Consider the following 26,320-nt stretch of genomic DNA (forward strand, 5'->3'; position numbering starts at 1 on the left):
CGACGGCCGGGAACAACGAACTGGAAGTGGGAGCCCGTTTCGACATCTTTTCTACGTCGTTGGCGTATCCACGGACAGATTCGTGAGTTCGCTATGGCGCTCCACCACTGTCTGTTCGCCGACGTATCGCCGACGCACTGTCCCCGTCGACACGGTCGCCTGACCCAGAGCCATGCGTGACAACTACGACGTGGTCGTCGCCGGTGCGGGCCCGGCCGGGGCCCAGTGTGCGCGAGATCTCGCCGACCGCGGGTACGACGTGGTCGTACTGGAGACCGAGACGGCCGAGGAGTTCCCGGCCCGGAGCGACAAGTCCACGGGCGGGACGTTCGCGTCGATGATGACGGCCTTCGGGATCCCGGACGACGTGGTGATGCACGCGACCGACGCCGTCGTACTGGAATCGCCCAACGACCACTTCGTCCGGGACCAGCCGGGTTTCGTGCTGGACTTCCCGGCGTTCAAGCAGTTCCTCGTCGACGACGGCCGGGCGAAGGGTGCCGAGTATCGGTTCGACGCTCGCGTCCGCGACCCGATCGTCGAAGACGGCTCCGTTGTCGGGGTCCGGTACAACGGGGCGGAGACGGTCTACGGTGACATCGTCGTCGACGCGACCGGACCGGCGGCACCGCTGGCGACGGAGCTGGGCGTCGTCGATCTCGAACGCCGGAACCACGCCATCGGCATCGAGCACCAGTTCGAGGGCGTCGAACTGGACCATCCCGACTACGCCGATCTGTCGGACGCGATGATGCTCCGGCTGGACCACGACTTCGCACCCGGCGGCTACTCGTGGATCTTCCACACCGGCGGCGACACGGCCAAAGTCGGCGTCTGCTACATCCAGAACGAGCAGTACCGGGCCCACGCGAGCGACGACCGGACCGTCGACGGCTACCTCGATCACTGGCTCGACAGCGACCCGCGCTTTGCCGACGCCAGCCGAGTCGAGTCGACCCAGGTCCGTGGCTCCGCACACGTTCAGCCGCCGGAATCGATGAGTACCGACTCGTTCGTGGCGATCGGCGACACGGTCCCCTCCGTCGATCCCGTGTGGGGCGAGGGGATCGACAAGGGAATGCGCTCGGCACGCGCGGCGGCGATGACCGCGGATCGCTGTCTCACCGGGGGCGTGGATACGTCCCGCGAAGCGATGGCGGTCTACGACGATCTCTGGCACGAACGGGTGGCTCCCAGACAGGAGCGTCGCCTGTTCATGACGCGACTGCTGTATCTCGTGCCCAACGAGCGATACGATCGGCTCATGCGGGACCTGAACGCTCTGGATCGTGAGACCCTCTCGAAGATCAACGAGGGCAGCAGACGGCAGATCCTCAGACTCCTCTCGCCGAGCGATCTCTCCTACCTCTGGCGATACGTCCGGGAGTTCGCGCTGCCCGTCTAGGCCACGCCGGTGGAGCGTTCGGCGCGGGTAGAATCAGGCCACCGCGTCGATGGCATCCGCGAGCAGTCCGGACCCCAACTCGATCTCCCTGCGCGTCGAGTCGAGCGGCGGGAGCAGGCGCAGCGTCTTCCGACCGCAGCCAAGCGTCAACAGTCCGCGTTGCATGGCGGCCTCGATCACCGCTTCCCGTCGTTCCTTGCTGTCGAACTCGACGGCGAGCAAGAGCCCCTCGCCGCGAACGTCTTCTACGGCCGCCGACTGGGCCGTCGCGTCGCGGAACCGCTCGACGAACGCCCGCCCTCGCTCGGTCGCGTTGTCGAGCAGATCGTACTCCTCGATGGCGTCGATGGTGAGCGCGCCCTGGGCGCACGCGAGCACGTCTCCAGCTCCCCACGTCGAAGAGAGTCGCCCCTTCTCGTCGGGGAACACGTCCGCGCTGGCGATGGTCGCGCCGACACGGAGCGCCTTCGCGCTGGCGATCACGTCCGGATCGAACGGGTAGTGATCCGAGCCCCACCACTCGCCAGTGCGCCCCAGACCGGTCTGGACCTCGTCGACGACGATCGGTACGCCGTGTCGCTCGGCGATGTCGGCGATCTCCGTCGCGAAGGCGTCGCTGGGAAACCGGTACCCTCCCTCGCCCTGGATCGGCTCGAAGATGATGTAGGACACGTCGTCGGGGTCGACGTGGCCGGTCTTGGGGTCGAGCATCCGTCCCAGCACCGAGCCGTCGCCCGTGAAGAAGCCACAGTCACAGCTCTCGGGCGTGCAGTGGCGGTCGTCACAGAAGGGGGCGTCGTGGACCGTCGCGATCTCGGGGAACTGTCTGCGGTACACCGCCTTCGAGCGGTTGAGCGAGAGCGCCCCCAGCGTTCGGCCGTGGAAGGCACCTTCGAAGGTGATCGCGTACTTGCCCCGGCGGTGGTCGTAGCTGATCTTGATGGCGTTCTCGACCGCCTCGGCACCGCTGTTCGAGAGGAAGACGGTGTCCATCCCGTAGTGACTGGAGATGTCCGTCAGGCGATCCATCAGCCCGGCCGCGCCGGGGAGATCCGAGCCGGTGCCGGTCGCGTAGAAGTCCTGTCCCGCGATCTTCGTGGGCTCGACGAGGTCGAACGCCGACAGCGGATCGAGGACTTTGGGGTTGTTGTAGCCCAGTGGCATCGCGCCGACGTGGCCGGTCCAGTCCATCAGGACGTTGCCGTCCACGTCGGTACAGAAGGGACCGATCGCCGGTGCGTCGCGGTCCCAGACGAACTCGTAGACGTAGGTGCTGGGGGCTGCGTGCTCGTGGTGGTACTCGACCCACTCGCTTGCGCGTTCGCCGGGGAGGTCCCCGACCGTCGGTTCGACGCTGTCACGATCCATGCTACCGAACTACACCTCCACTCGTAATAAAAGGCCCCGCCGGATGGGTGCCACCCGACTGACGGCCGTCTCAGAGGATCACCGCGAGCGTCACTGCGGTCGCGCCGGCCAGCAGCGCGAGGCTCCAGAGCGCCACTCTGACCGCGAAGCGACGGTCCGGACTCGCGATCGTCAGGCCGGCTTTCACCGCGATGCTCGCGGCCGTCGCCAGCAAGATGGCGATCGTCGCGGTGTTCGAGTCGACGGCACCGCCCCGATAGAGCAACACCGCCGAGGTGGTGCCCGCGCCGCTGGAGACCAGCCCCGACAGCAGCGCGGTCAGGTACAGTCCGCCGGTACCGAACTGGGCTCTCGCGACCGTGCTCGCCACCAGAACGACGAGGAAGATCCCGCCGAACACGAGCGCGTTGCGGAGCGAGAACGGACTGTCGAGTTCCATCTCGACCGACTCCGTCCAGTCGGCGGTGTAGGCCGCGACGGCGACACTCCCGATCGCGACGGCACCGAGCGGGACGATCGACTGATAGAGGATCCCCCGCTCGAACGTGAACGCGATCGCGATGACGAGATTCCGCAGCGCCATGGCGGCGTCGGCCAGCAGGATCGCCGCCAGGGCGTAGCTCGCGGCGGCCGGCCGCTGGCGGACGTGATCGAGCATGGTCCCGACGACGGCCGTCGAGGAGGCCAGCCCGCCGAAAAAACCGGTCACCGCGATGCCCCGTCCGCCGTAGGTCTGGACGATCGCGTAGTTCGCGATGCCGATGCCCGCGACGGTGACGACGAGCAGCCACGCGACGCGCAACTCCAGTTCCAGGGAGAGCTCCCCGACCGAGACCGGGACCGGAGCGGCGGGCAACAGCGGGTAGACCACGAACGCGAGGATCGCGAACTCCGTCGCAGAGCGCAACTCGGCGCGGCTGAGACCCCAGGCGAAGCTGTGGAGTTCGCGTTTGAGCACCAGCAAGAGCGACGAGAGAATCGCGACGGTCACGCCTTCGAGGATGTACGACTGCATCACGAGCGCGCCGACGCCGTAGGCGACCAGCATCGAGACGGAGGTCGTCAGGGACAGCCCCGCCGCCTCGTCCCTGAACCCCTCCGCCGCCAGCAACACGCCCTGGACGATGACGAGCAGGCCGCCGACCACGAGCAGGCTGTCGGCCTCGACGAGCGTGAAGACGGCACCGAGCAGGCTGAGGAGGGCGAACGTGCGGATCCCGGCGGACTTCTGGGACCACTCCCGTTCGATGCCCAGGAACATCCCGAGGGCCGCCGCGAGGACGATGCGCCCCACCTCGTCGCCGACCGGACTCAGTCCGAGTGTCGTCAGCGCGATCACGGGTACCGCATCACGCGCCTGGCATAAATCTCCGCGGTCGGTCCGTGTTCCGGACCGACCCCGACCTTTTTTTCGGGGTCCATCGAAAACGGTGCTATGGTCGAGTTCGAGTTCGATGTCGACTGGCCACGAACTGCGTGGGTCGCCCTGGGGTTCGTGCTCGCCGCCGCCCTCGTCTTCGTCGCCTATCGCTTCGTCGGGACCTTCGTCTTCGGACTGTTCGTCTACTACGCGACCCGGCGGCTCTACCGCCGGGTCCGGCGACGGATCGAACAGCCGTCGGTCGCCGCGGGCGTCTCGCTGGTCGGGATGGTGCTTCCGGCGCTCCTGTTGCTGGCCTACACGCTCGGGATCGCCCTCCAGCAACTGAGTCGCTTCGCCGACGAGATCGACGGTGCCGGGTCCGGGAGCCAGATCGAGGACCTGCTGGCGATGGCCGATCCGTACCTGAACCTGACGGTGTTGAGCGATCCGACGGCGCTGCTGGACAACCTCGGCGGCGTCGGGACGATCACGACGACGCTCGAATCGGCGCTTGGCTACCTCGGAGTCGTCGGCACGGGACTCTTACACCTGTTCGTGATGCTCGCGCTCGCGTTCTACCTGCTCCGGGACGACCGCCGGTTCGCGGGCTGGGCCGGCCACCTGACGGCAGAGCGCACCGTCTTCGAGGAGTTCGTCGCTGCCGTCGACGAGAGCTTCGACAAGGTGTTCTACGGGAACATCCTGAACGCGATGATCACGGGGCTGGTCGGTGGCATCGTGTACACGCTGCTCAACCAGATCGCGCCCGCGTCGGTCGCCATTCCGTACGCGGCACTGGTCGGCGTGCTCGCCGGTGGGGCGAGCCTGATCCCCATCGTCGGCATGAAACTGGTCTACGTTCCGATGGCGGCCTATCTCGCCGTCCTGGCGGGGACCAGCGGCGAAGGGTGGTGGTTCGTCGTCGCCTTCGCCGCGGTCAGTTTCGTCGTCGTCGACGTGATTCCGGACCTCCTCGTGCGGCCCTACGTCTCGGGCGGGGAACTCCACACCGGTGCGCTGATGTTCGCCTACATCCTCGGGCCGCTCATCTGGGGATGGTACGGCATCTTCCTCGGTCCGATCGTGCTGGTGTTGGTCACGCACTTCGCACGGATCGTCCTGCCGGAGCTGGTGACCGACGAACCGATTCGCGCCAGAGAAGTCGATCCGGCCGCGTTGACCGGCGACACCGACGGCGCGGACGCCGTCGGCGGCGAGAGAGACGGCGACGAGGGCACACCAAGCGGGGCCTGACACTGTCGAGACTCGTCGGTGACACACTCCTCGTCCGAGATAGTCTGCCGGGTGCTACAGTGACAGACAGCAGTCAGCGTCGCTACGTTACGTCCACGTACTCGTCTTCCCAGTCTCGGCGTGCCTCGATCTCTCGTCGGCCGCGCCGCGTGAGACTGTAGTAGTTCGTCCTGCGGTCGCGCTGGCCTTTCTCCACCAATCCCTTGTCGACGAGCGTATCGAGATTCGGATACAGCCTCCCGTGGTGAATCTCCTTCTCGTAGTAATCTTCGAGCTCCTCCTTGATCGCCAGTCCGTGTGGCTCCTCTTTCCCGGCGATGACGTACAGGAGGTCTCGCTGGAATCCTGTCAGGTCGTACATCGGTAAAGTCTATCACGTATTTATTGTCGGAATCTAATAAGTATATCGGATCCGACTCGACGCTTCCGCTTCGCTTCGAAATCACGCGCTCGTGGCGACCTCTCGCCAGATCCGCCGGTGTCAGCTGAGTGCGAAGGAATAGTTGTTGCACTGACGGTATCGCGATCTGTCGACGTATCTCAGATACGTCATACCTCGGTGCTGAACGGCGGCGTTCGCGGTGCAGTCGCTCGACCGGCTCGCGTCTGTTCCCGAGCGACGGCGTCGCGACTACCGAGTTTCGAAACGAAAGTGGAAAGCGAATCAGGCGGAAGGCCCGATTCGCTTGCCGCCCTGAATTGGTCCCCGCTGACGCTTCGGCCCTCCAAAGCGAAGCGTCACTTGGTCGTGGGTCGTTGAGTAACTTAAAGCTGTCGCCAGCAGCCAGATCAGGTCGCTGCAGTGACCACTATCGCGAGCTACATGTGCTCTTCTTCGAGGACCCACCCCAGTGCGCGCCGATAGTGTGTCAGCATCATCCGCACGCGATCGTGGTTCATCTCCTCGCTGTCCAGCTGTTCACAGAGGAACTCGTACTGCTCTCTGATCTCTGCTTGCTCGCGCATACCGATCGTTCGACCCGGCGACGGAAGGAACTTGAGGCTGCCACGCCGACAGTGAGCCATGAAGGTTCGAGGCCACCGCGAGTGCAAGGCGTGTGGCAGCCGCTGGTCGTACTACGAGACGGCCAGCGTCGAGTGTCCCGACTGCGGGAGTCTCCGGAGCGTCGGCGTCGACGACCGTACGCGTCACACGAACGCCCCCGTCGAGTACGACCTGACGCCGGTGCGCGGGTCGATCGACGAGCAACCGCTCGAAGAGATCGCCACGGACGCCGCCGAGCGGTCGTCGGAGTACGTCCGTCGGCGCGGCTTCGTCGACGGCGGATCGCTGCTCGCCCTCGACGAGACCTTCGTGGCCGCGACCGAACTCCGCCACGTCGCCAGCGAGATCGCACGCACGCTCCAGCCGACCGACGCCCAGGAGCTGTACTTCGTCACGCTACTCAGGGGTGCCGACGAGGGCGAGCGGCCGGAGCCCCGAGCGGTGCCGTCGGGACTGCGTCCGTCCTACGGCCTGGCGATGACGGCCGCCGTCGAGGCCTACCAGCGTGATCTCCGCGCGCACCTCGACGACGAGCCCGACCCGCAGGCCCGGTCGCTGTCCGGTCGAATCCGAGACCACCGCAAACGGATCGAGGCCCTCGACGGCGACGTGGACCCGAAAGACGCCGACCGACTCGTCCACGCCGCGCGGGACCTCGGTCGATACCTCGCGGAGGGTGACGAGAGCGCGCTCGTGACGGCCGACAACTGGCTCAACGGTCTCGACGGGTAGCTACCGCAGTTCGTCGATCACGTCGCGGTCGACGGTCGCGGCGGGCACCTCGTCGTGCCACGCGGCGGCGGTGACAGACGCCCGCGCCGGCTCCGGCTCACCGGCCGCTATCTCGCCGTCGTAGATCTCGAACGCGAGCGACGTCTCGCGGTCCCCGTCGGTCAGGGTCACGTCGTTGACGGCCACCAGCGATCCGACGGTCAGCTCCAGGCCGGTCGTCGCCGCGACGGCATCGCGGAGGGCGGCCTCCCGCGACTGGTCACCGCCGACTTCGCCACCCGGGAGGCTCCAGCGCCCGTCTTCACAGACTAGGAGAACGCGTCCGTCGGCGTCCGTCAGGAGGGCCGCGACGGCACACTCGTAGCCGCCGTCGAGCCGCGACTTGGCGTGGTTGAACGCGTCGGGGTCCAGACGCTGGGTCGACTCGAACCGCGCCACGCCGTCGCCCGCGTCGTTTGCGTCGCGGTCGTGTCCCTCGGCCATCTCAGGGGAGGTCCACGTCGACGCCGTGTTGCTGGGCCGTCGCCTTCACGGTGTTGTACAGCAACATCGCACGCGTCATGGGGCCGACGCCGCCGGGGACCGGCGTGATCGCGCTCGCCTTCGCTTTCGCGCTCTCGAAGTCCACGTCGCCGACCAGCTCGTACCCCTTCTCGGTGTCGGTCTCGACGCGGTTGACGCCCACGTCGATCACCGTCGTCCCCTCGGTGAGCATCTCGCCGTCGATCAGCTCCGGCACGCCCGCCGCGGCGATCACGATGTCCGCGTCGCGGGTCTTGGCCGCCATGTCGTCGGTCCGGGAGTGACACACCGTCACCGTGGCGTTGCCGCCCTCGTCTTTCTGAAGCAGGAGGTTCGCCATCGGCTTGCCGACGATCTCCGAGCGGCCGACGACGACGGCGTCTTTGCCCTCGGGATCGACGCCGGCCGCATCGAGGAGCTTCTGGATACCGTGGGGCGTACACGGCTTGAAGCGTGCGTTCCCGGCCACGAGGCGGCCGACGTTTTCCGGGTGGAAGCCGTCCACGTCCTTGGCGGGGTCGATGTTTCGCAGGACCGCTCGATCGTCCACGTGGTCCGGGACCGGCATCTGGACGAGAACGCCGTTGACCGCCTCGTCGCCGTTGAGCTCGTCGATCGTGTCGTACAGCTCCTGGGCGTCGGCGTCGGGCGAGATCTCGATGTCCAGCGCCTCGATGCCCACCTCCTCGCAGTCGTCTTGCTTCATCGAGACGTACGTCTCGCTGGCGGGGTCGTCGCTCATCAACACCGTCGCCAGCGCGGGCGTGACGCCCGCGTCCTCCAGCGTCGCGATCGCGTCGCCGAGGCCGTCCCGGATCTCCTGGGCGACCTCGTTGCCGTCGATAATTTCGGTCATCACCTGATGGGGGTGGCCCGCGAAACAAAAGCCCTCCTATGACAGTGTCGACACAATCGGGACACGGTCGGCAGAGTCGTTCACGGGCAGTCGCCGTCGTCGAACTCTGCCGGCTCTGGCCCCTGCTGAACGGCCCTCGTTGCCCCACTCTCGGTGTCGACGACCATCGCCTGGCCGCCGTAGCCGTGTGTCTGGTCGTGGCCCCGGACGACGACGCAGGTCGTTCCCTCGGGCACTTCGATCGTCTCCGAGCGCGTGAACGGTGCCGTCGAGTGGGCGTGCAGGAGTTCTCTGCGCCCGAGGCGATCTCCCGCCAGCGTCTCGACCTGCCACCAGTCCGCGTACCCGTCCTCTCCGTCGTCGTCGTGATACAGCGTCACACTGAACTCGACCGCTCGCCCGCCTGCCGACTGGAGCGTCACGTCGACGACGTTGGCCTCCCGCAGGTCCAACTCCGATGTCTCGGTCTCGTCTGCCCGCGTCGCGCTCTCGCCGCCCTCCGCCACTGTCGCCTGTCGAGTGGTCTCGCCGCCGCCGTCCGTCTGGGTGTCGCCGGATCTGCCAGTCGGTTCGGGCCCTCCGTCCGAGGTCTGAGTTGTGGACGGTGCTGTCTCGCGGCAGCCTGCGATCGCGCTCATTGCCACTCCGAGACCGAGCAAGACTGCTCTCCGGGGACGAGGGCACATGGGCGACAGCACTCGCGGCGTCGACAAAAGGGTTCACCAGCGAGTCGTCGCTGTTCGCCGTCAGCGCCCGCTTTCCTCACGGGTCACTGACGTTCCCCGTTCGTTGTAACGTGATCTTCGCTCCGCTCAGATCACGCTCGCTTCGAGGGCCGACACTCGCTCCGTGCTCGCGTGTCGCTCACTCCGTTCGCTCCCGCTCGCTTCGAGGGCCGACACTCGCTTCGCTCGTGTCGCCCCTCGCTACTCGTAAACGAGCCCTTCGCTGTCCTCGCCGTAGAGATCGAACTCGTCGGTGAGTTCGTCGACGCGCGCACTGACCTCGGCGATCACGTCCTCGTCGTCGGGTGCGTCGACGACCTCGTAGATGAGGTCTGCCACTTCCTCGCAGGCTTCCTCGTCGAAGCCTCGCGTCGTGAGGCCGGGCGTGCCGGCGCGGATGCCCGAGGGGTTGAACGCCGATCGGGTCTCGCCGGGCACCGTGTTGGCGTTGAGGACGATGCCTGCCTCTTCGAGGGCCTCCTCGACCTCTTTGCCGGTCGTGTCCGGGTGGGACGGTCGGAGGTCGATCAGGACGAGGTGGTTGTCCGTGCCGTCGGAGACCAGATCGAGGCCGTGCTCCTGCAGGCGGTCGCCCAGTGCCTTCGCGTTGTCGACGGTCGCCTGTGCGTACTCCTCGAACTCCGGTTCGAGCGCTTCGCCGAAGCCGACGGCCTTGCCGGCGACGTTGTGCATCAGTGGACCGCCCTGCATGCCGGGGAACACCGCCGAATCGATGTCGTCGGCGTACTCCTCGTCGCACATGATGATGCCGCCGCGGCCGGCGCGGATCGTCTTGTGCGTCGATCCGGTGACGAAGTCGGCGACGCCGACCGGCGAGGGGTGGACCCCGGCGGCGACCAGCCCGGTGATGTGTGCGATGTCCGCGAGGTGGTAGGCGTCGGCGGCGTCGGCGGCCTCCTGGATGCGCTCCCACTCGACGGTTCGGGGGTACGCGGAGTAGCCCGAGACGACGATGTCGGGGTCGTACTCCTCGGCCTGTGCCCGGAGTTCGTCGTAGTCCAGGCGGCCCGTCTCGGCGTCGACCTCGTACTGCTCGACCTCGTAGACCTGGCCGGCGAAGTTCGCGGGGTGGCCGTGCGAGAGGTGCCCGCCGTGGGTCAGGTCCAGCGAGAGGATCTTGTCGCCGGGGTCGAGCACCGCGAGGTAGACGCCCATGTTGGCCTGGGAACCGGAGTGTGGCTGGACGTTGACGTGGTCGGCACCGTACAGCTCCTTGGCCCGTTCGATCGCGAGTTCCTCGATCTCGTCGGCGGGCTCACAGCCGCCGTAGTAGCGCTCGCCGGGGTATCCCTCGGCGTACTTGTTCGTCAGCGCCGAGCCCTGTGCTTCGAGGACGGCCTCGCTGACGTGGTTCTCCGAGGCGATCATGGCGAGCGTGTCGTTCTGTCGGTCGACCTCGTCCGTCAGCGCGGCGGTGACGTCGGGATCGGCCGACTCCAGATGGTCGAAGTGCATACTCGAACCGTACGGTCCGGCCGTCAATAATCTACCTTTCCGGCGCGCACCTGTGGGCCGTTCACACACTGGTAGAGCATGTGACACTCTGGCACGCGACCAGCAACCATTATGTAGGCGAGGCACACATACCATGCTGTATGTCTACCTGGGGGGTGACATACGCCGGAGACCGGTCGGCCGAGTCGGACGCTTCGGGGGGATTCGAAGGGGCCGATCCGACCGGACTTCCAGCGTTGTGTGCCCAGCTGAATCGACTGAGCGAGGCGTCGTCGTCTGCGATTCCGAGAGATATCGACGAGTGTTTCGAGGGCGAGGCCGATCGGCTCTCGATCCCGTGTTCCGACGTGATGGTGACGGCACTCGACCTCGACGCCCAGTACCGCGTGACGACTCCGACGGAACTCCCCGACGGGGAGTACCTCCTCAGGTGCCGCACTCGATCGGGGGCGTCGGCCCACGGGCCGACGAGCTACCTCCGGTTTCCGGGACCGGCGTCGGTCAAGCCGGCCGGCGATGAGTTCGTCGTCTCGTTCTGGGAGCCGACGACGGTGACCGTCGGCGGCTCGTCTGGCAACCGGGCCGGACCGGGCCGGATCACGATCGAACCGACGCCGTCCGGACTCGCCACCGGACTGACTCACCTGGCGGCCGCCCACCACACGACCGCTCCCGTCAGGTCCCACCCGAGCTTCAGGGCACACCCGCCCTTGCTGGAGTTGGGATCGGAGACGAGTGTTCCGTCGGCCGTCGCCGCCGAGACGCCGGACACCGGGATCGAGTTCCTGGTCCCGCCGGAACTGGATCGGCTCTTCGTCGCCGCGCCGCTCGCGTACTACCTCGGCGCGACCGTCGAGGTAACCGACTGCGACGCGCCCGTGTTACGGGCCGACGACCCCTCGATTCGGTACGAGTTCGACGATCTCCCCGGCTTCCAGCATCAGTGCGCGCAGCTCCTGCGGCGGGCCTTCTTCCTCGACTGTCAGGCTCGCCGGGTCGCGCCCGACCGGGCGTCAAGCGACGGGCTCGAACAGCTCCCGATCGATCTGGACTCGCTGTGTCAGCTCGGCCCCGCGGCCCGTCTCGAACAGTGTCTCTCGCTGTCCGAGCGGAATCTGGACGCGCTGTTGCCCGACTGGCACCTCTCGACGTACGCCAAACCGACGCCGGGCCGGATCACGTGTCTCCCCTTCCTGCTGGACAGACTCAGCCTCGTTTACCTCCCGCGCGCGACCGAGCTCGACCGGGACGAACTGCTCGAACAGACGCTGTCGGACGCCTACACTGCACGCGGCGAGACCGCCACGTCGGGCGTACTCAAACCGGAGCTACAGGCCGGACAGCTCCACGCGTGGCTCGCGCCGGGGACGCCGATCCACGCGTTCAAGCCCCTCCCGAAAGCGTACCACAACCGCGGCAAGTACCGGCATCGAAGCAACGACCAGCTCCAGGTCGGCGTCGTCCTCAACGACGACGCGATGTGCGAGGAACACCAGATCGTCTCCGACATCTACGAGGAGCGTGCCGCCGATCTCCCGATCGACGTGACGATCCAGTCGCGGCTCGACCGCACCGAACTGGCGGCCACGTTCGAGGCGAAAAACGACTTCGTCCACTACATCGGGCACTGCGAGGACGGCGGGCTGCGGTGTACGGACGGCACGCTCGACGTGGCCGAGATCGAGGAGTCGAACACGCAGACGTTCTTCCTCAACGCCTGTGGCTCCTACGACCAGGGGCTCTCGCTGGTCGAGCGGGGCTCGATCGCGGGCGGTGTCACCTTCGAGAAAGTGCTCGACCAGCAGGCCGCGAAGGTCGGGACCGCGTTCGCGCGGCTGCTCGTCCACGGCTTCAGCATCGAGCGGGCGCTCCAGCTCGCCCGTCGACGGATCATGATGGGGAAAGACTACGCCGTCGTCGGCGACGGCACGTACGCGCTCTTGCCGAGTCCCAAACAGCCCGCGGTCGTCAAGATTGCCGACGCGGGAGAGCGCTACACCGTCAGCTGCGAGATGTTGACGGCCCAGTCTAACGGGGACCGGTACGACCTCCCTTTCGACGGCAGAGAGATTCTCAACGGCGACACGCTGGAGAAGACCGTGACCGGGGCGGAACTGCGCGAGGTCCTCGACGCCAAGTCTCTGCCCGTGATCTACGACGGCGACTTCCACTGGTCGGAGGAACTGGTCGACGAACTCTGATCGCTCACGGGGACTCTCCGCGGGGCGATCGTCGCTTCCCCGTCGACGTGGCCGGGCTGTCTGTCATTGTCCCCCAAACGGTACCGGCAACAATTATGTCTTGACGGCGTGGCAGTATTATCTCTGCAGACGAATTCAATCGAAGTCGGCCAGTAAAATTAAATATGACAAAATCGTAGTAGTCTAACAGAAGCATGCGTTCGAACCTACTCGAAGACGACGTAAGAACTGTTCTGTCCGAAGCACTGGACAGTGAAGACAGTTCGCTCACAGTTGTTAATCCCTCTAGAGAAACGCTTTCGGAACTCGTCTCGGTGCTGGACGAACACGAGGATCCGCCCGCCGTCCGCCTCCTCGCGGAGAACCGAGCCCTGAAAGACGAGATGGGCGACTTCATCGTCGCGAGCACGGCCGCGGACCTGGTCGAGGCCGACGTGCTGGAGCTGAAGATCCTCGAAGACGTTCCGAACCACTCGCTGCTGATCGGCTCCGAGAGCGTCGTGTCGCTCATCGACGCCGGTGACGCGGTCGCCGGACTCACGTCCGACGAGGACGCGTTCCTCGACGACATCTCGTCGTTCTACGACGACGAGTGGGACCGCGCCGACAGCTACTCGCTGCGGACGCCAGCGATGTCCCGCGTGATGGACACGCTGGAGTCCGACATCGGTCCCGAGACGGCCGCAGACTTCGAGGGCGTGCTCGCCTCGCTCCAGACCGCACGCGGGGACGGCGACGGGCTCGACGAGGTGACGATCAGTCTGCTGGTCGCTGCCAAGAACGGCGAGTTGCTCTACGACATCAGCAAGTGGGGCGAGGACATCGGCCTGGCGAGCAAGGCGACGTTCTCCCGCACCAAGACGACCCTCGAAGACATGGGCCTGATCGACACCGAGAAGGTGCCCATCGACGTGGGCCGGCCGCGGCTCCGGCTGATGCTGGGCGACGAGCGGCTCCAGTCGGTCGACAGCGACGAACTCGCGAGCGTCGCGCAGGGCATTATCGCCTCCTAGGCTTTTTTACCCCGACTACTGTTACTCGCCGGCATGGGTACGGTAGTGGACGTTGTGGGGAGTGGACCGGCGACGGAGAGCCTTCTCGCGACACTCGACGACCTCGACGTGAGTATCGACCACCGGGAAGCGCCCGCCGTCGACAGCGCCGACTTCGCGGTCGTCGTCGACGAGACCGGGGCCGCGACGTTCGAGACCGCCAGCGAGCAGGCCCGCGACGGTGGGACGCCGTGGCTCGCGGTCGAACTCGGCGGCGTCGGCGGCCGCCCGGTCGTCCCGGCAGCGGTCACTGGATTCGACCCCGACCGCGAGTGCTACGACTGTCTGTGCGGCCGTATCGAAGCCAACACGACGGCGGCCGCCGAGGGTGGGGAGGACCCCGGACCAGCGACGCTGCGCGTCGCTGGGGCCGTCGCCGGGGAGGCCGTCGCCGACTATCTCGCTGCCGGCTCCGCACGGACCGACGCTGACTCGTCGGTGCTGGGCCACGTGGTCGAGTTGCCCCACCGGAAACGCCGTTTCTTCCCGCTGCCGGGCTGTTCGTGTGGCGGCGAGCGCGAGACGACGATCGATCGCTCTCACGCTACGGTCGACACCGAGCAGGCGCTCGAACGCGCCGAGCGGGCGCTGGACGACCGGGTTGGGATCGTCCAGCAGGTCGGCGAGGCGGAGTCGTTCCCGGCACCCTACTACCTCGCACAGCTCACCGACACGTCCGGATTCAGCGACGTCACGGCCCCGCGACAGGCGGCCGGCGTCGCGGCCGACTGGGACGGGGCGTTCATGAAAGCGCTCGGCGAGTCCTACGAGCGCTACGCTGCCGGCGTGTACACGGCCGCGGAGACGACGACCGCCACGGCGGCGTCGCTGGACGACGCGGTCGCGCCCGAGGCCTTCGTCGCGCCCGACGACGCCGGCGCGGACGCGACGACCGAACTCGACTGGATCGGAGCCCGGAACCTCGCGACCGACGAGTCGGCGCTGGTGCCCGCCGAACTCGTCTTTCACCCGCCCGTCGGGTCCCACGTTCGCCCGCCCCTGACGACCGGGCTGGGACTGGGATCGTCGGGCTGTGAGGCGCTGTTGGCCGGACTTTACGAGGTGATCGAACGGGACGCGGCGATGCTGTCGTGGTACTCGACGTTCGAGCCGCTGGGGCTGACCGTCGACGACGACGTGTTCGGGACGCTGTACGAGCGGGCCGCGTCGGAGGGACTGACGGTGACGCCGCTGCTGCTGACACAGGACGTGGACGTGCCCGTCGTCGCCGTCGCCGTTCACCGGGACGAGTGGCCCAGCTTCGCCATCGGGTCGGCGGCCGATCTCGACCCCGAGCAGGCCGCTCTCGGCGCGCTCGAAGAGGCGCTCCAGAACTGGATGGAGCTTCGGAGCATGGGCCCCGAACAGGCCGCGGAGGCCAGCGGCGCGATCGGGGAGTACGCCGACAAGCCAGACCGGGCTGTCGACCTGCTGGCGTACGATCAGACCATCCCGGCCGAGGCGGTCGGCCCAGACGCCGTCGACGACGGCGAGGCCGAACTGGACGCCCTCGTCGCAGCGCTCTCGGAAGCCGGACTGACGCCGTACGCGACGCGGACGACGACGCGGGATCTGGACGAACTCGGCTTCGAGGGCGTCCGCGTGTTGGTGCCCGAGGCCCAACCCCTGTTCCTCGGCGACGCCTTCTTCGGGGAGCGAGCGGAGACGGTCCCGACCGAACTCGGCTTCGAGCCGCGACTCGATCGCCCACACCACCCGTTCCCGTAGATCCACACCACGGGATCGACCGCGTGGAATCGGATCGCTGGTGGTCTGTCGAATCTCCATCTGAGCGTTCGGTAGTTTATTGACAGTTTCGATCGAACGCCGGCATATGCCCTCCAGCAGATTCGTCGCCGTCGCTTGTCTCGTCATCTTCGCAGTGACCACGCTCGCAGTCGCTCCCGTGGTCGGTGCGCCGCCGCCTCGTCCCCTCTGTGACGCCTGTGGCGATTCCTTCGCCGAGACCGCGAGCGCACACGGTGTCGAGGCGACCGTCGTCGAGAGCACTGCGACCGTGCAGGTCGCCCGAAACGGGACGGCGACCTGGACCGTACGAAACACGCTCCGAGAGCCCGCGGCCGAGCGGCTCCGGGCGAACGAGAGCCTGCGGACGGCGATCGCCGATCGGGCGATGTGGGACGTGACGCTTCTGGGGTCGAACGTCTCGTCGGACGGCGTTCTGACGCTCCGCTACCGCGAGCCCGACTTCGCGGAGCCGTCGGCCGGGGGAACACTGCGCTCGGGCGCGTTCACCGAAAGCCACGGCTACAGCTCTCTGGACGGGCTCGGTGCGGATCGCCTCACGGTCGTCGCGCCCGAGGGAATGACGGTCGAGCGGACCGTGCCGGGTGCGACCGTCTCGGCCGACCGAACGCGGATGACGCTGACCGGGCTGGATCGATACGGCTTTCTCACGTTCACCGAGCGCGGTGATCCTCTCGGGGCCGTGTGGAGTACGGTGGCCCTCCTGGCGCTGTTGGGGCCGGTCGCCGCGCTGAACGCCGCCGTCCTGATCGGGCTCCCGACGGCGGTCTTCGGAATCGTCGTGGCCGCACTCTGTGGTGCCGTCTCGTGGCTCGATTTCGACTTCGGGGCGTCCACCGAGCAGGTGGGCACCGCTCTCGGTGGACTCGGCGTCCTCACCGTACTGGGAACGCTCGCCGGGGCGGCGATCTCACTGTTCGGCACGGCGGACGCTCCGCTCGTCGGCGCTGGCGTCGGTATCGCCGCCGTCGGTGCCACGCTGACGGCCTCCGGCGTCCGCGATCGGCTGTCCTATCGGACCGTCCTCGCTCTCGCGGGCGCGGGCCTCGTGGCTGCCGTCGGTACGGCCGTCGTCGCGCTGCCGGTGTTCCAGCAGTCCGGCCTCCTCCGGTCTCAGCGCGTCTTTCTGGGGCTTCTCGTCGCGCTGTTCGCGTTTCTGCCGGCCGGCTACGCGCTCGGTCGCAACCGCCACAGACTCGCTCTCGCGACGGTCAGTGTCGGCTTCGCCGCTGCGCTCTTCCAGCAGGGGCTACCGATCGGGCCGCTGGGTCTCGGGATTCTGATCGCGCTGGTGAACGGGATCTACGGAGTCGTGGTGGTCGCCTGCGGGACGCCGCTGTTGCTCGCCGGTCGGGAGATCGGGCGGGCCGACGGTCGGACCTAGATCCCGAAGGTCACGCGTAGCATGTCCCGCGTTCCGGGACCCAGACCGACGGCCGTCACGGCGACGAGCAAGAGGAGCGCGTACCGCTGGCTCTCCTCGACGAATTCCTCGGTAAAGAGCCACAACACGAGCGAGGCGACGAGCATCTTGACGACGAGGAAGGGCCACGACGTGCCGATCGTCGCCGACAGGGAGGCCGGCTGAATCGCTTCGGTCACGTCGACGATGATACGGTTTGCCGGGTGCTTGGCGAAGTACTCGCCGGGAATCCCGAGCGCGTCGAGCCAGTCGCCCGTGATTACGTTCGCGATCCCGTCGATCGCGTGGCCCCAGAGCACGAAGAAGCCGATGTACGCCGTCGCGTCGGTCAGCTCCGGCCAGGCGGCCTCGATGGCCTTCCAGTTGACGTACGCGAGCGCGATCGCACCGACGACGACGATGGTCACCATCTGGGGGTAGAGCGTGACGTACTCTCTGGTGACCGACAGCCAGAGGAGAGAGAGGAGATTCAGCGAGAGCAGGCCCCAGCCGACGACGCCCAGAGCGCGGTTGCCGTCGTCGATCTGTCCACCTCGTTCCAGTCGGCGCACGACGACGAGCGATCCGAGCGTCAGCACGAACAGCGTGAAGTAGATGACCGGACTGACCAGCAGGGAGTTCAGGGGGTACGAGATCGCCGGGTCGACGCCGGCCCTGACGGCGGCGTCGGTCGCGTCCTCGACCACCCGGAGCGAGCCCCCCAGCAGCATGAACGGAACCAGCGGGTAGTACAGGTCGATGTCGGTGACGAGTTCGTACCGCTGCAAGAAGAGGTAGACGCCCACCAGCATGTACACCAGCACGAGCATGTACCCGACCTCCGAGACGATCGTGTACCCCGGCTCGGCGTAGATCGCCGTCCCGGTGGCCCGGGCCTGCGCACAGGCGTCGGCGCTGAACACCAACTCCACGGCACTGCCCTCCCGCAGCGCACAGCGGGCCGCCTGCGCGTCGGCCGCGACGGGCCCCCAGAAGTACTGCCAGACGAATCGGTCCCAGACCGTCTGCGTGGCCACCAGCGCGGCCCCGGAGAAGAGTCCGATCAGCCCAACCAACGAGGCGACCCAGAGCCCGAGCGGGTCGCGGCCGTCGAGTCTCGATTCCAGTCGAGCCACTGCGTCCATGCATGTCTCGCCGTGAGGTGGGTGTTTTAGCGTTCCGGTCCTGTGTCCGTTTCACACCCACGCGTCGCGTTCCAGCGGCGGTCTCAGTCGGCGCTTTCCCCGCGGACCTGCGCGACGGCGTCGAGCACGGCCCCGTGATTGGCACCGTTCGACGCCACCATCCCCTCGCTGTCCGGGGTCCAGCGGTCGCCGTCGACGTCCGTGACGGTCCCGCCCGCCGCGCGGACCATGTGGACGCCGGCCACGGTGTCCCAGGCGTTCGCGGACTGCGTACAGACCGCGGCGTCGAACCCGCCGTCGGCCAGCAGCGACAGGGTCGCCTGGAACGAGCCCAGCCGTCGCACGTCGCCCAGCTCCTCGTCGGCGATTCGACACAGCTCGCCGAAGGCGGTCGCGTCCTCCCAGCGGTTGACGACGGCGACCAGGAACGCGTCGGTGTCGGCCTCCTCGCTGACCCGCATCGACTTGCCGTCCCGGGTCACGCTCTCGGGCCCCGCCGCGTAGAGGTCGCCCATTGCCGGGAGGTAGTTCGCCGATCCGACCGGTTCGCCGTCGACCAGCGCCGTGACGCTTGTCGCCCACGTCCGATTCCCGCGGACGAAGTTCGTCGTGCCGTCGATCGGATCGACGATCCAGGCGGGGCCGGACTCGGGCACGTTCTCGACCAGCGTCTCTTCGACCGCGTCGCTCTCCGGCCCGGCGAGCTGGGGGCTGTCCTCCTCACAGACGAACTGGTCGCCGGAGAACTCTTCTCGGATCGTCGCGACGACCTGCTGTTGGGCCTCTCTGTCGGCTATCGTCACCAGATCGGTCTTGTCGGCCTTGGTCTCGATCTCGAAGGTCCCGCGGAACCGCTCGCGAGCGACGACGCCGCCGGCACGCGCTGCGCGCTCGGCGATCGCCGCCCGGTGGTGGACGTCTGTCATGCCGTGGAATCTGTCGTCCTGACAAATAGCCTCACCGCTTCCGACCGCCCCGTCGACGCTACTCTCTCGGTGCTTCGTCGGCGGCTGCGAGGATCGACTCAGCGATGTCACGGGCCTCCTCGGGCGTGTACAGGACCTGATTCCCGAGGGACTGTTCGATGCGGACGTACCCGTCGTCTGTCTCGATGGAGAAAAACGCCGTGTTCTCCAGCGGTGTCACGTCGAGACCGGTTGGCTCGCGCTGATCCGTAGCCATGTGACAGTCTACCACGCCGACGGGCTTAAATCTACGCCATGGTGAAACGAACGCTTGACACATCCGCTCTTTCTCCCGCTGTTTCTCGTTGCGACGTGCTCCTGGTCACTCGGTGGGTGCCGATACCGGGACGACTGTTCGGTCGGCGTCGGTAGAAGTTTGCGAGGGAAGATCGCTCCGTCGGATCTCCCAGCGCCGGTCGCTGTTTGCGGGGGCCGCGTGGGCCACATACCGAGTGCATTCCGCACCGACACGCGTCGTGTCGCCGCGTCATGCGAGGGAAGGGATTTGAACCCTTGGACCCCTACGGGAGCGGATCTTGAGTCCGCCGCCGTTTCCAGGCTTGGCTACCCTCGCACGCTTTGCGTTCGGGTTCAGTGTGGGGAAGTATATATGCAGTACGGAACGATTCTGTCGCGTCCGAACTGTTTTGTCCGGTTGACTGGAGACTCCGGATATGCCCTCCGAGATCGAGTACTGTCCGTTCTGCGGGGCGCGGTTGGCGGACGAGGAGTCACTCGACGACCACTGTGGGGACGCCGAGGAGTGTGCGAACGCCCGCGACCGCTGGCAGTCGAGCCGCCCGCGTGGGTCGCTCCTCGCGAGCCGGCGACAGCGTGCCCTGGGCTGGGTCGTCGCGGGCGCGGTCGTGCTCTACGCGTTCGTGCAGGCGTCGCTCCTGCTCGGGATCATCGCGAGCGTCGTCGTTCTCGCCGTCGCTCACGTCGACTGGACGGGGCTCGCGTAGCGTCCGCCGTCGAGCGGAGGGATTACCTCCCCGCCACTCCTGTACTCGGTATGGACGATCACACCCGCGATTACGATGTCGCCCCGCCGGTTTCGGGGAACCCGACGGGCTGGGACCGGGATCGTCGCGCGTCGAACGGGTGGGAACACGGCACGCTCCGCGGGGCCGTGGTCCACGGCGTTCGACTCTACAACGCCGGGGAGTTTCACGAGGCCCACGACTGCTTCGAAGCGGAGTGGTACAACTACGGACAGGGGACCACGGAGAGCGCGTTTCTCCACGGGATGGTGCAGGTCGCCGCGGGTGCGTACAAGCACTTCGACTTCGAGAACGACGACGGGATGCGGAGCCTCTTTCGGACCGCCCTGCAGTACCTCCAGGGGACGCCGCCGGACTACTACGGCGTCGACGTGCTCGACGTGCGAACGGTGGTGACCGACGCCCTGGACGATCCGACGGCCCTGCACGGCTGGCAGATCCGGCTGGACGACGAGTGTCCCACCGCACGCGAGCGGGACTTCGAGTACGCCGCGTCCCTGGAGTAGAGGCCGGCGAGCGTGTGATACTTCTCCGTGGAGCCGCTGCATTCTGCTGTGTACGTCGAACAACTGGGCGACGGCGATCCCGAGGTCGCCGTCGTGGGTGGGATTCACGGTGACGAACCCTGCGGTGTCCACGCGGTCGAGACGCTCCTCGAAGCGTCGCCGACCGTCGAGCGATCCGTCGCGTTCGTGATCGCCAACGAGGCGGCGATCGAGCGCGGCCAGCGCTACGTCGACACGGACCTGAACCGATCGTTCCCCGGCTCGCCGGACGGCTCTCGCGAGGAGCGACTGGCGGCCAGGCTGGTCGCGGAGATCGGGGACTGTACGACGCTGGCGCTGCACTCGACGCGGTCCTACGGCGGGATGTTCGCGCTCGTAGACACGATCGACGACCTCGCGCGGAGCGTCTGCCCGCGACTCCCGATCGACGCCGTGATCGAGACGGACGGCTCGAACGAGGGGCGGATCTTCGACGGGATTCCGGCGACGATCGAGGTCGAGTGTGGTTATCAGGGCTCCGAGCAGGCGGCCGACAACGCCGTCGTGCTGACGCGGGCCTTCCTCCAGGCGGTCGGCGTACTGCCAGCGGAGTCACGCACCGAGCCCAGAGACGTGCCGGTGTACGAACTCGGCGAGCCGATTCCGAAGGCGATGGGCGAGGTCTACGAGGTGTACGCGGACAACTTCGAGGAGGTCGGTGCCGGCGAGGCGTTCGCCGCCACCGACGGCGACCCCCTCGTCGCCGACGAGCCGTTCCACCCGGTGTTGCTCTCGCCAGACGGCTACGAGGACGTGTTCGGCTACACGGCCGAGCGGACCGGCACCCTCCGAAGTGGCGATTGATACGGATTATTGTAGCGATTTACCGGTGATCGTCGCCACGGAGTAGACGATCACCGGTAAGCAACTACAATAAACCGTATGAGACGGCGTCTCGTCGCCGTTTCTCCAGTCGACCGAACGACGGCATCGCCGTCCGCGTCGGCGGGCGTGACCGTCAGCGGCCGCTGCGCTCTTCGGGCGGTGCCAGCTCGACGAGCGTGAGGTCACGATCCAGTCCGCAGTAGTCGTGGGGGGGATCGCCGACGATCTCGTCGATGCGGTACTCCTCGTCGAAGGACGCTCCCGCCGGCTCGCAGTACTCGTGGCTCGGACAGCCGGTGTAGGGACACGGCCCCTCCAGCGTGGCGCTACTCCCGGCGTAGGCTCCTTTCGCGCTGACGTTGGCTTTGATCGGTGCGGGTTCGACCTCGACGGCCTTGACGCCGCTGTCGTGGACGGCACAGTCCAGTATCTGTCCCGACTCGCGAACGTCTGTGATCCGGTAGCGCACGCCTTCGGTGAGGTTGAGGCACTGGTCGCGATAGGGACAGCCGTCACAGCCGCTGGCCTCGCCGCGATAGACGAACTCCTCGCCGGCCGTCGCGAGGCGGGAGCCGATCAGCGTCACGGTAGTCATAGTCGTTCGTTCTCGGGGAAGACCACTATAGGTGTCGACTGGGCCACGGGCCGGTCGCGGGCCACATATTTACGTACCGAACGTCCCTACGTCGGGTAGTGACCTATCTGCGGCGATACCTCGACGGCGAGCCGACCGTCCTCGTCGTCGGATTCGACGACCCGCCACAGGTGGCCCAAGTGGTCCCGGCGTACGAACTGGAGGGCGTGGCCGACCGCGAGGCGGCGCTCGCAGCGCTCGACGAGGGCGTCGTCTGCCTGCTCGCGCGCGACTCGCTTCCAGACGGGACCGGCGACGATCTCGCGACCGACGTGTTCGAGATCACTGACGACGTTTCCGTCCTGATCGCTCCGACGGCCGGCGGGGCAGACCGCGCCGGTGCGGTCGGCCTCACTGGAGCCCGCTACGTCCCCCCGTCGGCCGCTCGGGGCCAGTTCGCGACGGCACTGGCCAGTGGTGCCGAGTCGGGCGAGCGCAGGCGAAGCGAGTCGCTGCTGGCGGACGCGTTCGAGCAACTGCTCTCGACACGGAGCGAGACGATCTACGTCAAGGACTCGGACGGGCGCTATCTCGCCGTCTCGAACTCCGACGAGCGGGATCGCTCGCTGTTGGGCACGACCGACGAACAGCTGGCACGCGAAGGCGACGCCGACGCGCCACTGCTCGAACGCCGTCACCGGGACGCGCTCGCGGTCGCCGAAGGGGGCGAGCCGATCGTCGGGGCCGTCGAGCGGTTCGGTCACGGCGAGGGTGCCGCCTGGCTCGAACGGACGATCTACCCCTGGCGGGTGGACGGTTCGATCGTCGGCGTCGTCGGCATCGAGCGGTCCGTCACGGAGCGCCACGACACCCGAGCCGCGATGCAGACCCGGATCGACCGTCTGGAACGGTTCACCAGCTACGTCAGTCAGGAACTCCGGTCGCCGCTGCAGGTCGTCGACGCCTACCTCGACCTCGCCTGGGCCGGCGACGAGGTCGCCTTCGACCGTCTGGCGGAGGCCACAGACCGGATGGCCGAACTCGTCGACGCCCTCGAACGACTCGTCGACGGTCAGCACGTCGACATCGAGCGCACGCAGACGGCCCGGATCGCGGCGATCGCTCGCGACGTGTGGACGGTCGTGGGCGATCGCCGAGGCTCGCTGTCGGTGGCGCTCTCGGACGACGCTGTCGTCAACGCACCCGAATCGACGATCAGGCCGCTCCTCGAAGCGTTCTTCGAGACGGCCGTCGCCGCGAACGACCGCCCCGACGGCGGCCGGGAGAGCCGATCCGTCGAGGTGTCTCTCGGTGCGCTCGACGACGGCTTCTACGTCGAACACGCCCACACCGACGCCGCTGGCGACGACTCCGAGCCGGTGTCGCCGGGCGTCCGGTCGACGGTCGAAGCACAGGGGTGGACGCTCGCGGTCTCCCGCGCGGACGGCGTCGCGCGCTACGAGGTCCGCAACTGCATGCTGGTCTCCCGGACACCGCGGGTCCCCGAACTGTGCGCGGACCGCACGCTCGACGGCTCGACCACCGTCGGGAACGACCAGTTCGAGGGCCGTGTCGCCGTCGACGGCGACCGCTGGACCCTCTCCAGCGGGCGCAGTTCCGACGAGGGTCAGCGAAGCGAGTTCGCGTACGCGGCAGTCGACGGACCGGTCGAGATGACGGCTCGGCTCCGTCGGCTGGACGAGGCCGGTCCGGACAGCACCGCCGGACTCGCGATCCGGTCGTCGCTGTCGACGGACGCCGTCTCTGGCTCCGTCGGGCGGACGGCGGAGGGCGGAACCGAGGTCCGCTGGCAGACGGCGGCGACCACGGCCGAAACGAGCCAGCGGCTGGACGCGGTCGTCGGACGGCACGACTGGTTTCGGCTCACCTTCGACGGCGACCGGGTCACGATCTCCGTGTCGGTCGACGGCCGGTCCTGGCAGCCGGTCGACCAGCGCACGCTCGAACTGTCCGGACGGGCGTACGTCGGACTGACCGTCTCGGACACTGCGTCCCAGCGTCGCTGTACTGCGGTGTTCGACGACGTCTCGGTGCGAACGGTCGACGACGGGCGCTGATTCTTTCGGTCCGTACGTTTATTTCACTCAGCGTGTAACCCCAGCTATGACGCTCTCCCGTCGGTCGTTCGGACAGACGCCGACGATCCTCGCCGTCGAACCAGCCGACTCCGACGCCCTGGACCCGCTGAGCGAGCTCGACCGGTTCGCCGTTCGCTCGGTCACAGAGCGCCTCGCGGCCGACCAGATCGACCCCGGTGTCGTCTGTGTGGTCGCCGCCGACTCCGATCGTTCGAGCGTCGATCCCGGAGCGGTGTCGACCGCCGACGGCGTCCCTCGGATCACCGTCTCCGAGACGTACGACGCCGACGAGGCGGCTGCGACCGCTGCCGCAGGCGGAATCTACCTGCCCCTCTCGACGATTTCGCGTGCGTCGTTCGTCGAGGCGGTCCGGGACGTGGCCCGCCGGGGGGAAGCCCACTCCGTGGCCCGCCTCCGGACGGACGCCTTCGAGCAGTTGCTCGACGCTCACGACGGATCGCTCTCCGTCAAGAACCGCGCCGGACAGTACGTCGCTGCCGCTGCCGACGGCGAACTGGACCGGGAACTGCTGTACGGCCGCACCGACGCGGACCTCGCGAGCGAGCGCGACGGCGCGTCGCACGTCTTCGAGCACGCACACGACCGAACGCAGTCGGTCCTCGAAACCGGGGAACCGATCGTCGGAGCCGTCGAACGGTACGACACCGGCGAGTCCGACCGCTGGATCGAGCGCACGATCCTCCCCTGGACGGGCGGAGCGGGCGAACTGCGCGGCGTCGTGGGCTGGGCGCGCGACGTGTCCGAGTGGGAGCGCGAGCGCCGGGAGATGCAGCGCCGGATCGACCAGCTCGAACGCTTCACCGGCTTCGTGACCCACGACCTGCGGTCGCCACTCCAGGTCGCCGACGGCTATCTCGAACTGGCCCAAGCGGGCGACCACGCGGCGCTCGACCGCGTGGAGAACGCCAACCGCCGGATGCAGGAGCTCATCAGCGACTTCGAGACCCTCGTCGGCGACGCACACGACGGCGACCCACACTACACGCGACTGGCCGACATGGCCCGAGACGTGTGGGAAGTCGTCGCGCGGGAGTCGTCGACGCTGCGGATCGATCTCCCGGACGAGACGATCGTCAACGCCGAACGGTCAGCGCTGCGTCCGATCCTGGAGAACCTCTTCACCAACGCGATCGATCACGGGGGATCGGACGTGACAGTCTGGCTGGGTGCGCTGGCGGACGGTTTCTACGTGGCAGACGACGGCCCCGGTATCCCGGAGTCAGAACGCGCCAAGGTGTTCGAAGCCGGCTTCACGACGGCCGAGGACGGCACGGGAACGGGGCTGGCGATCGTCGCCGACGCCGCCGACCGGCTGAACTGGGAGATCGGCGTCGAGGGCAGTCGTGCCGGCGGCGCGAAGATCACCCTCCGGAACTGCATGATGGCGACCGATCCGTCACGCCACGCGCCGGCCGACGCGACGTACGACCTCACGGACGCCCGCGACGTCGGCAGCGTGGCCCTCGCGGGGAGCGTGAGCGAGGACGGCGACGAGTGGGTCGTGACCGGCGGCGGTAGCGACGGCGAGCGCGCCGGGTTCTACTACGTCTACACGAGCGTCGCCGGACCGATCAGCGTCCGTGCCCGCCTCGCCGACTTCGAAGGGGCCGGACGCGACAGCCAGGCCGGACTGACCGTCAGGGACGACGCCGCTGGCGGCGCTCCGTACGGCTACGTCGGCCGAACGCCGGACGACGAAGTGGAGACCTGCTGGCGACAGACGCGGAGTGCGACGCCGATCAGCCAGCGCCTCGGATCGGGCGTGGCAGACGCTCGGTGGCTCCGTCTGGATCGGATCGGCGACAGCCTCACCTGTTACGTCTCCCGCGACGGCCATGGCTGGCGGACGATCGACCAGCGCCCGCTCTCGTTGTCGGACCCGATCACGCTCGGGCTGGCGGTCCACGGCGGAGTCGATCGGGACCGGGCGACGGCGGCGTTCGACGACGTCTCGATCCGCCGGATCGCTCCCGACGAGTGGTGACGGACGGTCTCCCTGCTTCGTCTGGACGG

At 67.6% G+C, this 26,320-nt stretch carries 24 protein-coding genes and 1 tRNA gene; 12 read left to right on the forward strand and 13 right to left on the reverse strand.

Translation table 11 applies throughout. The annotated features are described in order from the left end of the window. The first annotated feature begins 172 nt into the window (after window positions 1–172). On the forward strand, window positions 173–1,405 hold the full coding sequence (locus tag HMUK_RS10625; RefSeq protein WP_015763161.1) for a digeranylgeranylglycerophospholipid reductase: 1,233 nt from the start codon (window positions 173–175) through the stop codon (window positions 1,403–1,405). A gap of 33 nt (window positions 1,406–1,438) precedes the next feature. Here HMUK_RS10625 and HMUK_RS10630 read toward each other — a convergent pair whose 3' ends face one another. Together HMUK_RS10630 and HMUK_RS10635 are read right to left on the reverse strand one after the other, a co-directional pair. Then, complete coding sequence (locus HMUK_RS10630) at window positions 1,439–2,773, reverse strand: aminotransferase class III-fold pyridoxal phosphate-dependent enzyme (protein WP_015763162.1); 1,335 nt, start codon at window positions 2,771–2,773, stop codon at window positions 1,439–1,441. A gap of 70 nt (window positions 2,774–2,843) precedes the next feature. After that, window positions 2,844–4,112 carry an MgtC/SapB family protein gene (locus HMUK_RS10635; RefSeq protein ID WP_015763163.1) on the reverse strand — a complete coding sequence of 423 codons (1,269 nt, stop codon included), beginning with the start codon at window positions 4,110–4,112 and terminating at the stop codon, window positions 2,844–2,846. Window positions 4,113–4,208: 96 nt separating this feature from the next. Between HMUK_RS10635 and HMUK_RS10640 the strand changes: the two genes are divergently transcribed. After that, window positions 4,209–5,390: an AI-2E family transporter gene (locus HMUK_RS10640; protein ID WP_015763164.1), complete on the forward strand. Its 1,182-nt coding sequence runs from the start codon at window positions 4,209–4,211 to the stop codon at window positions 5,388–5,390. A gap of 82 nt (window positions 5,391–5,472) precedes the next feature. On the opposite strand, the gene HMUK_RS10645 is transcribed toward HMUK_RS10640, so the two are convergent. Beyond that, entirely contained in the window at window positions 5,473–5,751 is a 279-nt protein-coding gene (locus HMUK_RS10645) for a PadR family transcriptional regulator (RefSeq protein WP_015763165.1), read from the reverse strand. 458 nt (window positions 5,752–6,209) lie between these two features. Further along, window positions 6,210–6,356 carry a hypothetical protein gene (locus HMUK_RS17615; protein ID WP_015763166.1) on the reverse strand — a complete coding sequence of 49 codons (147 nt, stop codon included), beginning with the start codon at window positions 6,354–6,356 and terminating at the stop codon, window positions 6,210–6,212. A 58-nt stretch (window positions 6,357–6,414) separates the two neighbouring features. Between HMUK_RS17615 and HMUK_RS10650 the strand changes: the two genes are divergently transcribed. Further along, on the forward strand, window positions 6,415–7,128 hold the full coding sequence (locus tag HMUK_RS10650; RefSeq protein WP_015763167.1) for a DUF7117 family protein: 714 nt from the start codon (window positions 6,415–6,417) through the stop codon (window positions 7,126–7,128). Here the strand turns inward: HMUK_RS10650 and HMUK_RS10655 are convergent, their stop codons facing one another. From HMUK_RS10655 to glyA, 4 genes are all read right to left on the reverse strand, one after another. Further along, on the reverse strand, window positions 7,129–7,611 hold the full coding sequence (locus tag HMUK_RS10655; RefSeq protein WP_015763168.1) for an NUDIX hydrolase: 483 nt from the start codon (window positions 7,609–7,611) through the stop codon (window positions 7,129–7,131). Window position 7,612: 1 nt separating this feature from the next. Then, window positions 7,613–8,506 carry a bifunctional methylenetetrahydrofolate dehydrogenase/methenyltetrahydrofolate cyclohydrolase gene (locus tag HMUK_RS10660; RefSeq protein ID WP_015763169.1) on the reverse strand — a complete coding sequence of 298 codons (894 nt, stop codon included), beginning with the start codon at window positions 8,504–8,506 and terminating at the stop codon, window positions 7,613–7,615. Between the two features lie 80 nt (window positions 8,507–8,586). Continuing rightward, on the reverse strand, window positions 8,587–9,144 hold the full coding sequence (locus HMUK_RS10665; protein ID WP_015763170.1) for a hypothetical protein: 558 nt from the start codon (window positions 9,142–9,144) through the stop codon (window positions 8,587–8,589). Between the two features lie 288 nt (window positions 9,145–9,432). Beyond that, window positions 9,433–10,707, reverse strand: a complete 1,275-nt coding sequence (gene glyA, locus HMUK_RS10670) for a serine hydroxymethyltransferase (RefSeq protein WP_015763171.1) — start codon at window positions 10,705–10,707, stop codon at window positions 9,433–9,435. A gap of 140 nt (window positions 10,708–10,847) precedes the next feature. On the opposite strand from glyA, the gene HMUK_RS10675 reads away from it, so the two are divergent. From HMUK_RS10675 to HMUK_RS10690, 4 genes are all read left to right on the forward strand, one after another. Then, window positions 10,848–12,908, forward strand: a complete 2,061-nt coding sequence (locus HMUK_RS10675) for a hypothetical protein (protein WP_015763172.1) — start codon at window positions 10,848–10,850, stop codon at window positions 12,906–12,908. A gap of 194 nt (window positions 12,909–13,102) precedes the next feature. Continuing rightward, the gene (tbsP, locus tag HMUK_RS10680) at window positions 13,103–13,921 is read left to right on the forward strand and encodes a transcriptional regulator TbsP (protein WP_015763173.1); all 819 of its coding nucleotides are present in this window, start codon (window positions 13,103–13,105) and stop codon (window positions 13,919–13,921) included. A 33-nt stretch (window positions 13,922–13,954) separates the two neighbouring features. Then, on the forward strand, window positions 13,955–15,688 hold the full coding sequence (locus HMUK_RS10685) for a YcaO-like family protein (protein ID WP_015763174.1): 1,734 nt from the start codon (window positions 13,955–13,957) through the stop codon (window positions 15,686–15,688). 106 nt (window positions 15,689–15,794) lie between these two features. Continuing rightward, entirely contained in the window at window positions 15,795–17,111 is a 1,317-nt protein-coding gene (locus tag HMUK_RS10690; RefSeq protein WP_015763175.1) for a hypothetical protein, read from the forward strand. Here HMUK_RS10690 and HMUK_RS10695 read toward each other — a convergent pair. From HMUK_RS10695 to HMUK_RS10710, 4 genes are all read right to left on the reverse strand, one after another. Beyond that, complete coding sequence (locus HMUK_RS10695) at window positions 17,108–18,274, reverse strand: DUF63 family protein (RefSeq protein ID WP_015763176.1); 1,167 nt, start codon at window positions 18,272–18,274, stop codon at window positions 17,108–17,110. The genes HMUK_RS10690 and HMUK_RS10695 overlap by 4 nt on opposite strands. An 83-nt stretch (window positions 18,275–18,357) precedes the next feature. After that, window positions 18,358–19,200, reverse strand: a complete 843-nt coding sequence (locus HMUK_RS10700; protein ID WP_015763177.1) for an inositol monophosphatase family protein — start codon at window positions 19,198–19,200, stop codon at window positions 18,358–18,360. A gap of 58 nt (window positions 19,201–19,258) precedes the next feature. Further along, entirely contained in the window at window positions 19,259–19,456 is a 198-nt protein-coding gene (locus HMUK_RS10705) for a hypothetical protein (protein WP_015763178.1), read from the reverse strand. 273 nt (window positions 19,457–19,729) lie between these two features. Then, window positions 19,730–19,813, reverse strand: a tRNA-Leu gene (locus HMUK_RS10710). Between the two features lie 100 nt (window positions 19,814–19,913). On the opposite strand from HMUK_RS10710, the gene HMUK_RS10715 reads away from it, so the two are divergent. Genes HMUK_RS10715 through HMUK_RS10725 form a run of 3 tightly spaced genes read left to right on the forward strand, consistent with a single transcriptional unit; the run spans window position 19,914 to window position 21,592 of the window. Beyond that, window positions 19,914–20,204 (forward strand): DUF4187 domain-containing protein, encoded by a 291-nt coding sequence (locus tag HMUK_RS10715; protein WP_015763179.1) that lies wholly within the window; start codon window positions 19,914–19,916, stop codon window positions 20,202–20,204. A 50-nt stretch (window positions 20,205–20,254) separates the two neighbouring features. Next, complete coding sequence (locus HMUK_RS10720; RefSeq protein ID WP_015763180.1) at window positions 20,255–20,749, forward strand: DUF309 domain-containing protein; 495 nt, start codon at window positions 20,255–20,257, stop codon at window positions 20,747–20,749. A gap of 48 nt (window positions 20,750–20,797) precedes the next feature. Next, entirely contained in the window at window positions 20,798–21,592 is a 795-nt protein-coding gene (locus tag HMUK_RS10725; protein ID WP_015763181.1) for a M14 family metallopeptidase, read from the forward strand. A 154-nt stretch (window positions 21,593–21,746) separates the two neighbouring features. On the opposite strand, the gene HMUK_RS10730 is transcribed toward HMUK_RS10725, so the two are convergent. Next, window positions 21,747–22,208 carry a UPF0179 family protein gene (locus HMUK_RS10730; RefSeq protein ID WP_015763182.1) on the reverse strand — a complete coding sequence of 154 codons (462 nt, stop codon included), beginning with the start codon at window positions 22,206–22,208 and terminating at the stop codon, window positions 21,747–21,749. Between the two features lie 98 nt (window positions 22,209–22,306). Between HMUK_RS10730 and HMUK_RS10735 the strand changes: the two genes are divergently transcribed. Continuing rightward, window positions 22,307–24,265 (forward strand): PAS domain-containing protein, encoded by a 1,959-nt coding sequence (locus HMUK_RS10735; RefSeq protein WP_015763183.1) that lies wholly within the window; start codon window positions 22,307–22,309, stop codon window positions 24,263–24,265. 46 nt (window positions 24,266–24,311) lie between these two features. Then, window positions 24,312–26,291, forward strand: a complete 1,980-nt coding sequence (locus HMUK_RS10740) for an ATP-binding protein (protein ID WP_015763184.1) — start codon at window positions 24,312–24,314, stop codon at window positions 26,289–26,291. Window positions 26,292–26,320 lie beyond the last annotated feature (29 nt).

Origin of the sequence: Halomicrobium mukohataei DSM 12286, from assembly GCF_000023965.1 — an archaeon.
Lineage (GTDB): Archaea > Halobacteriota > Halobacteria > Halobacteriales > Haloarculaceae > Halomicrobium > Halomicrobium mukohataei.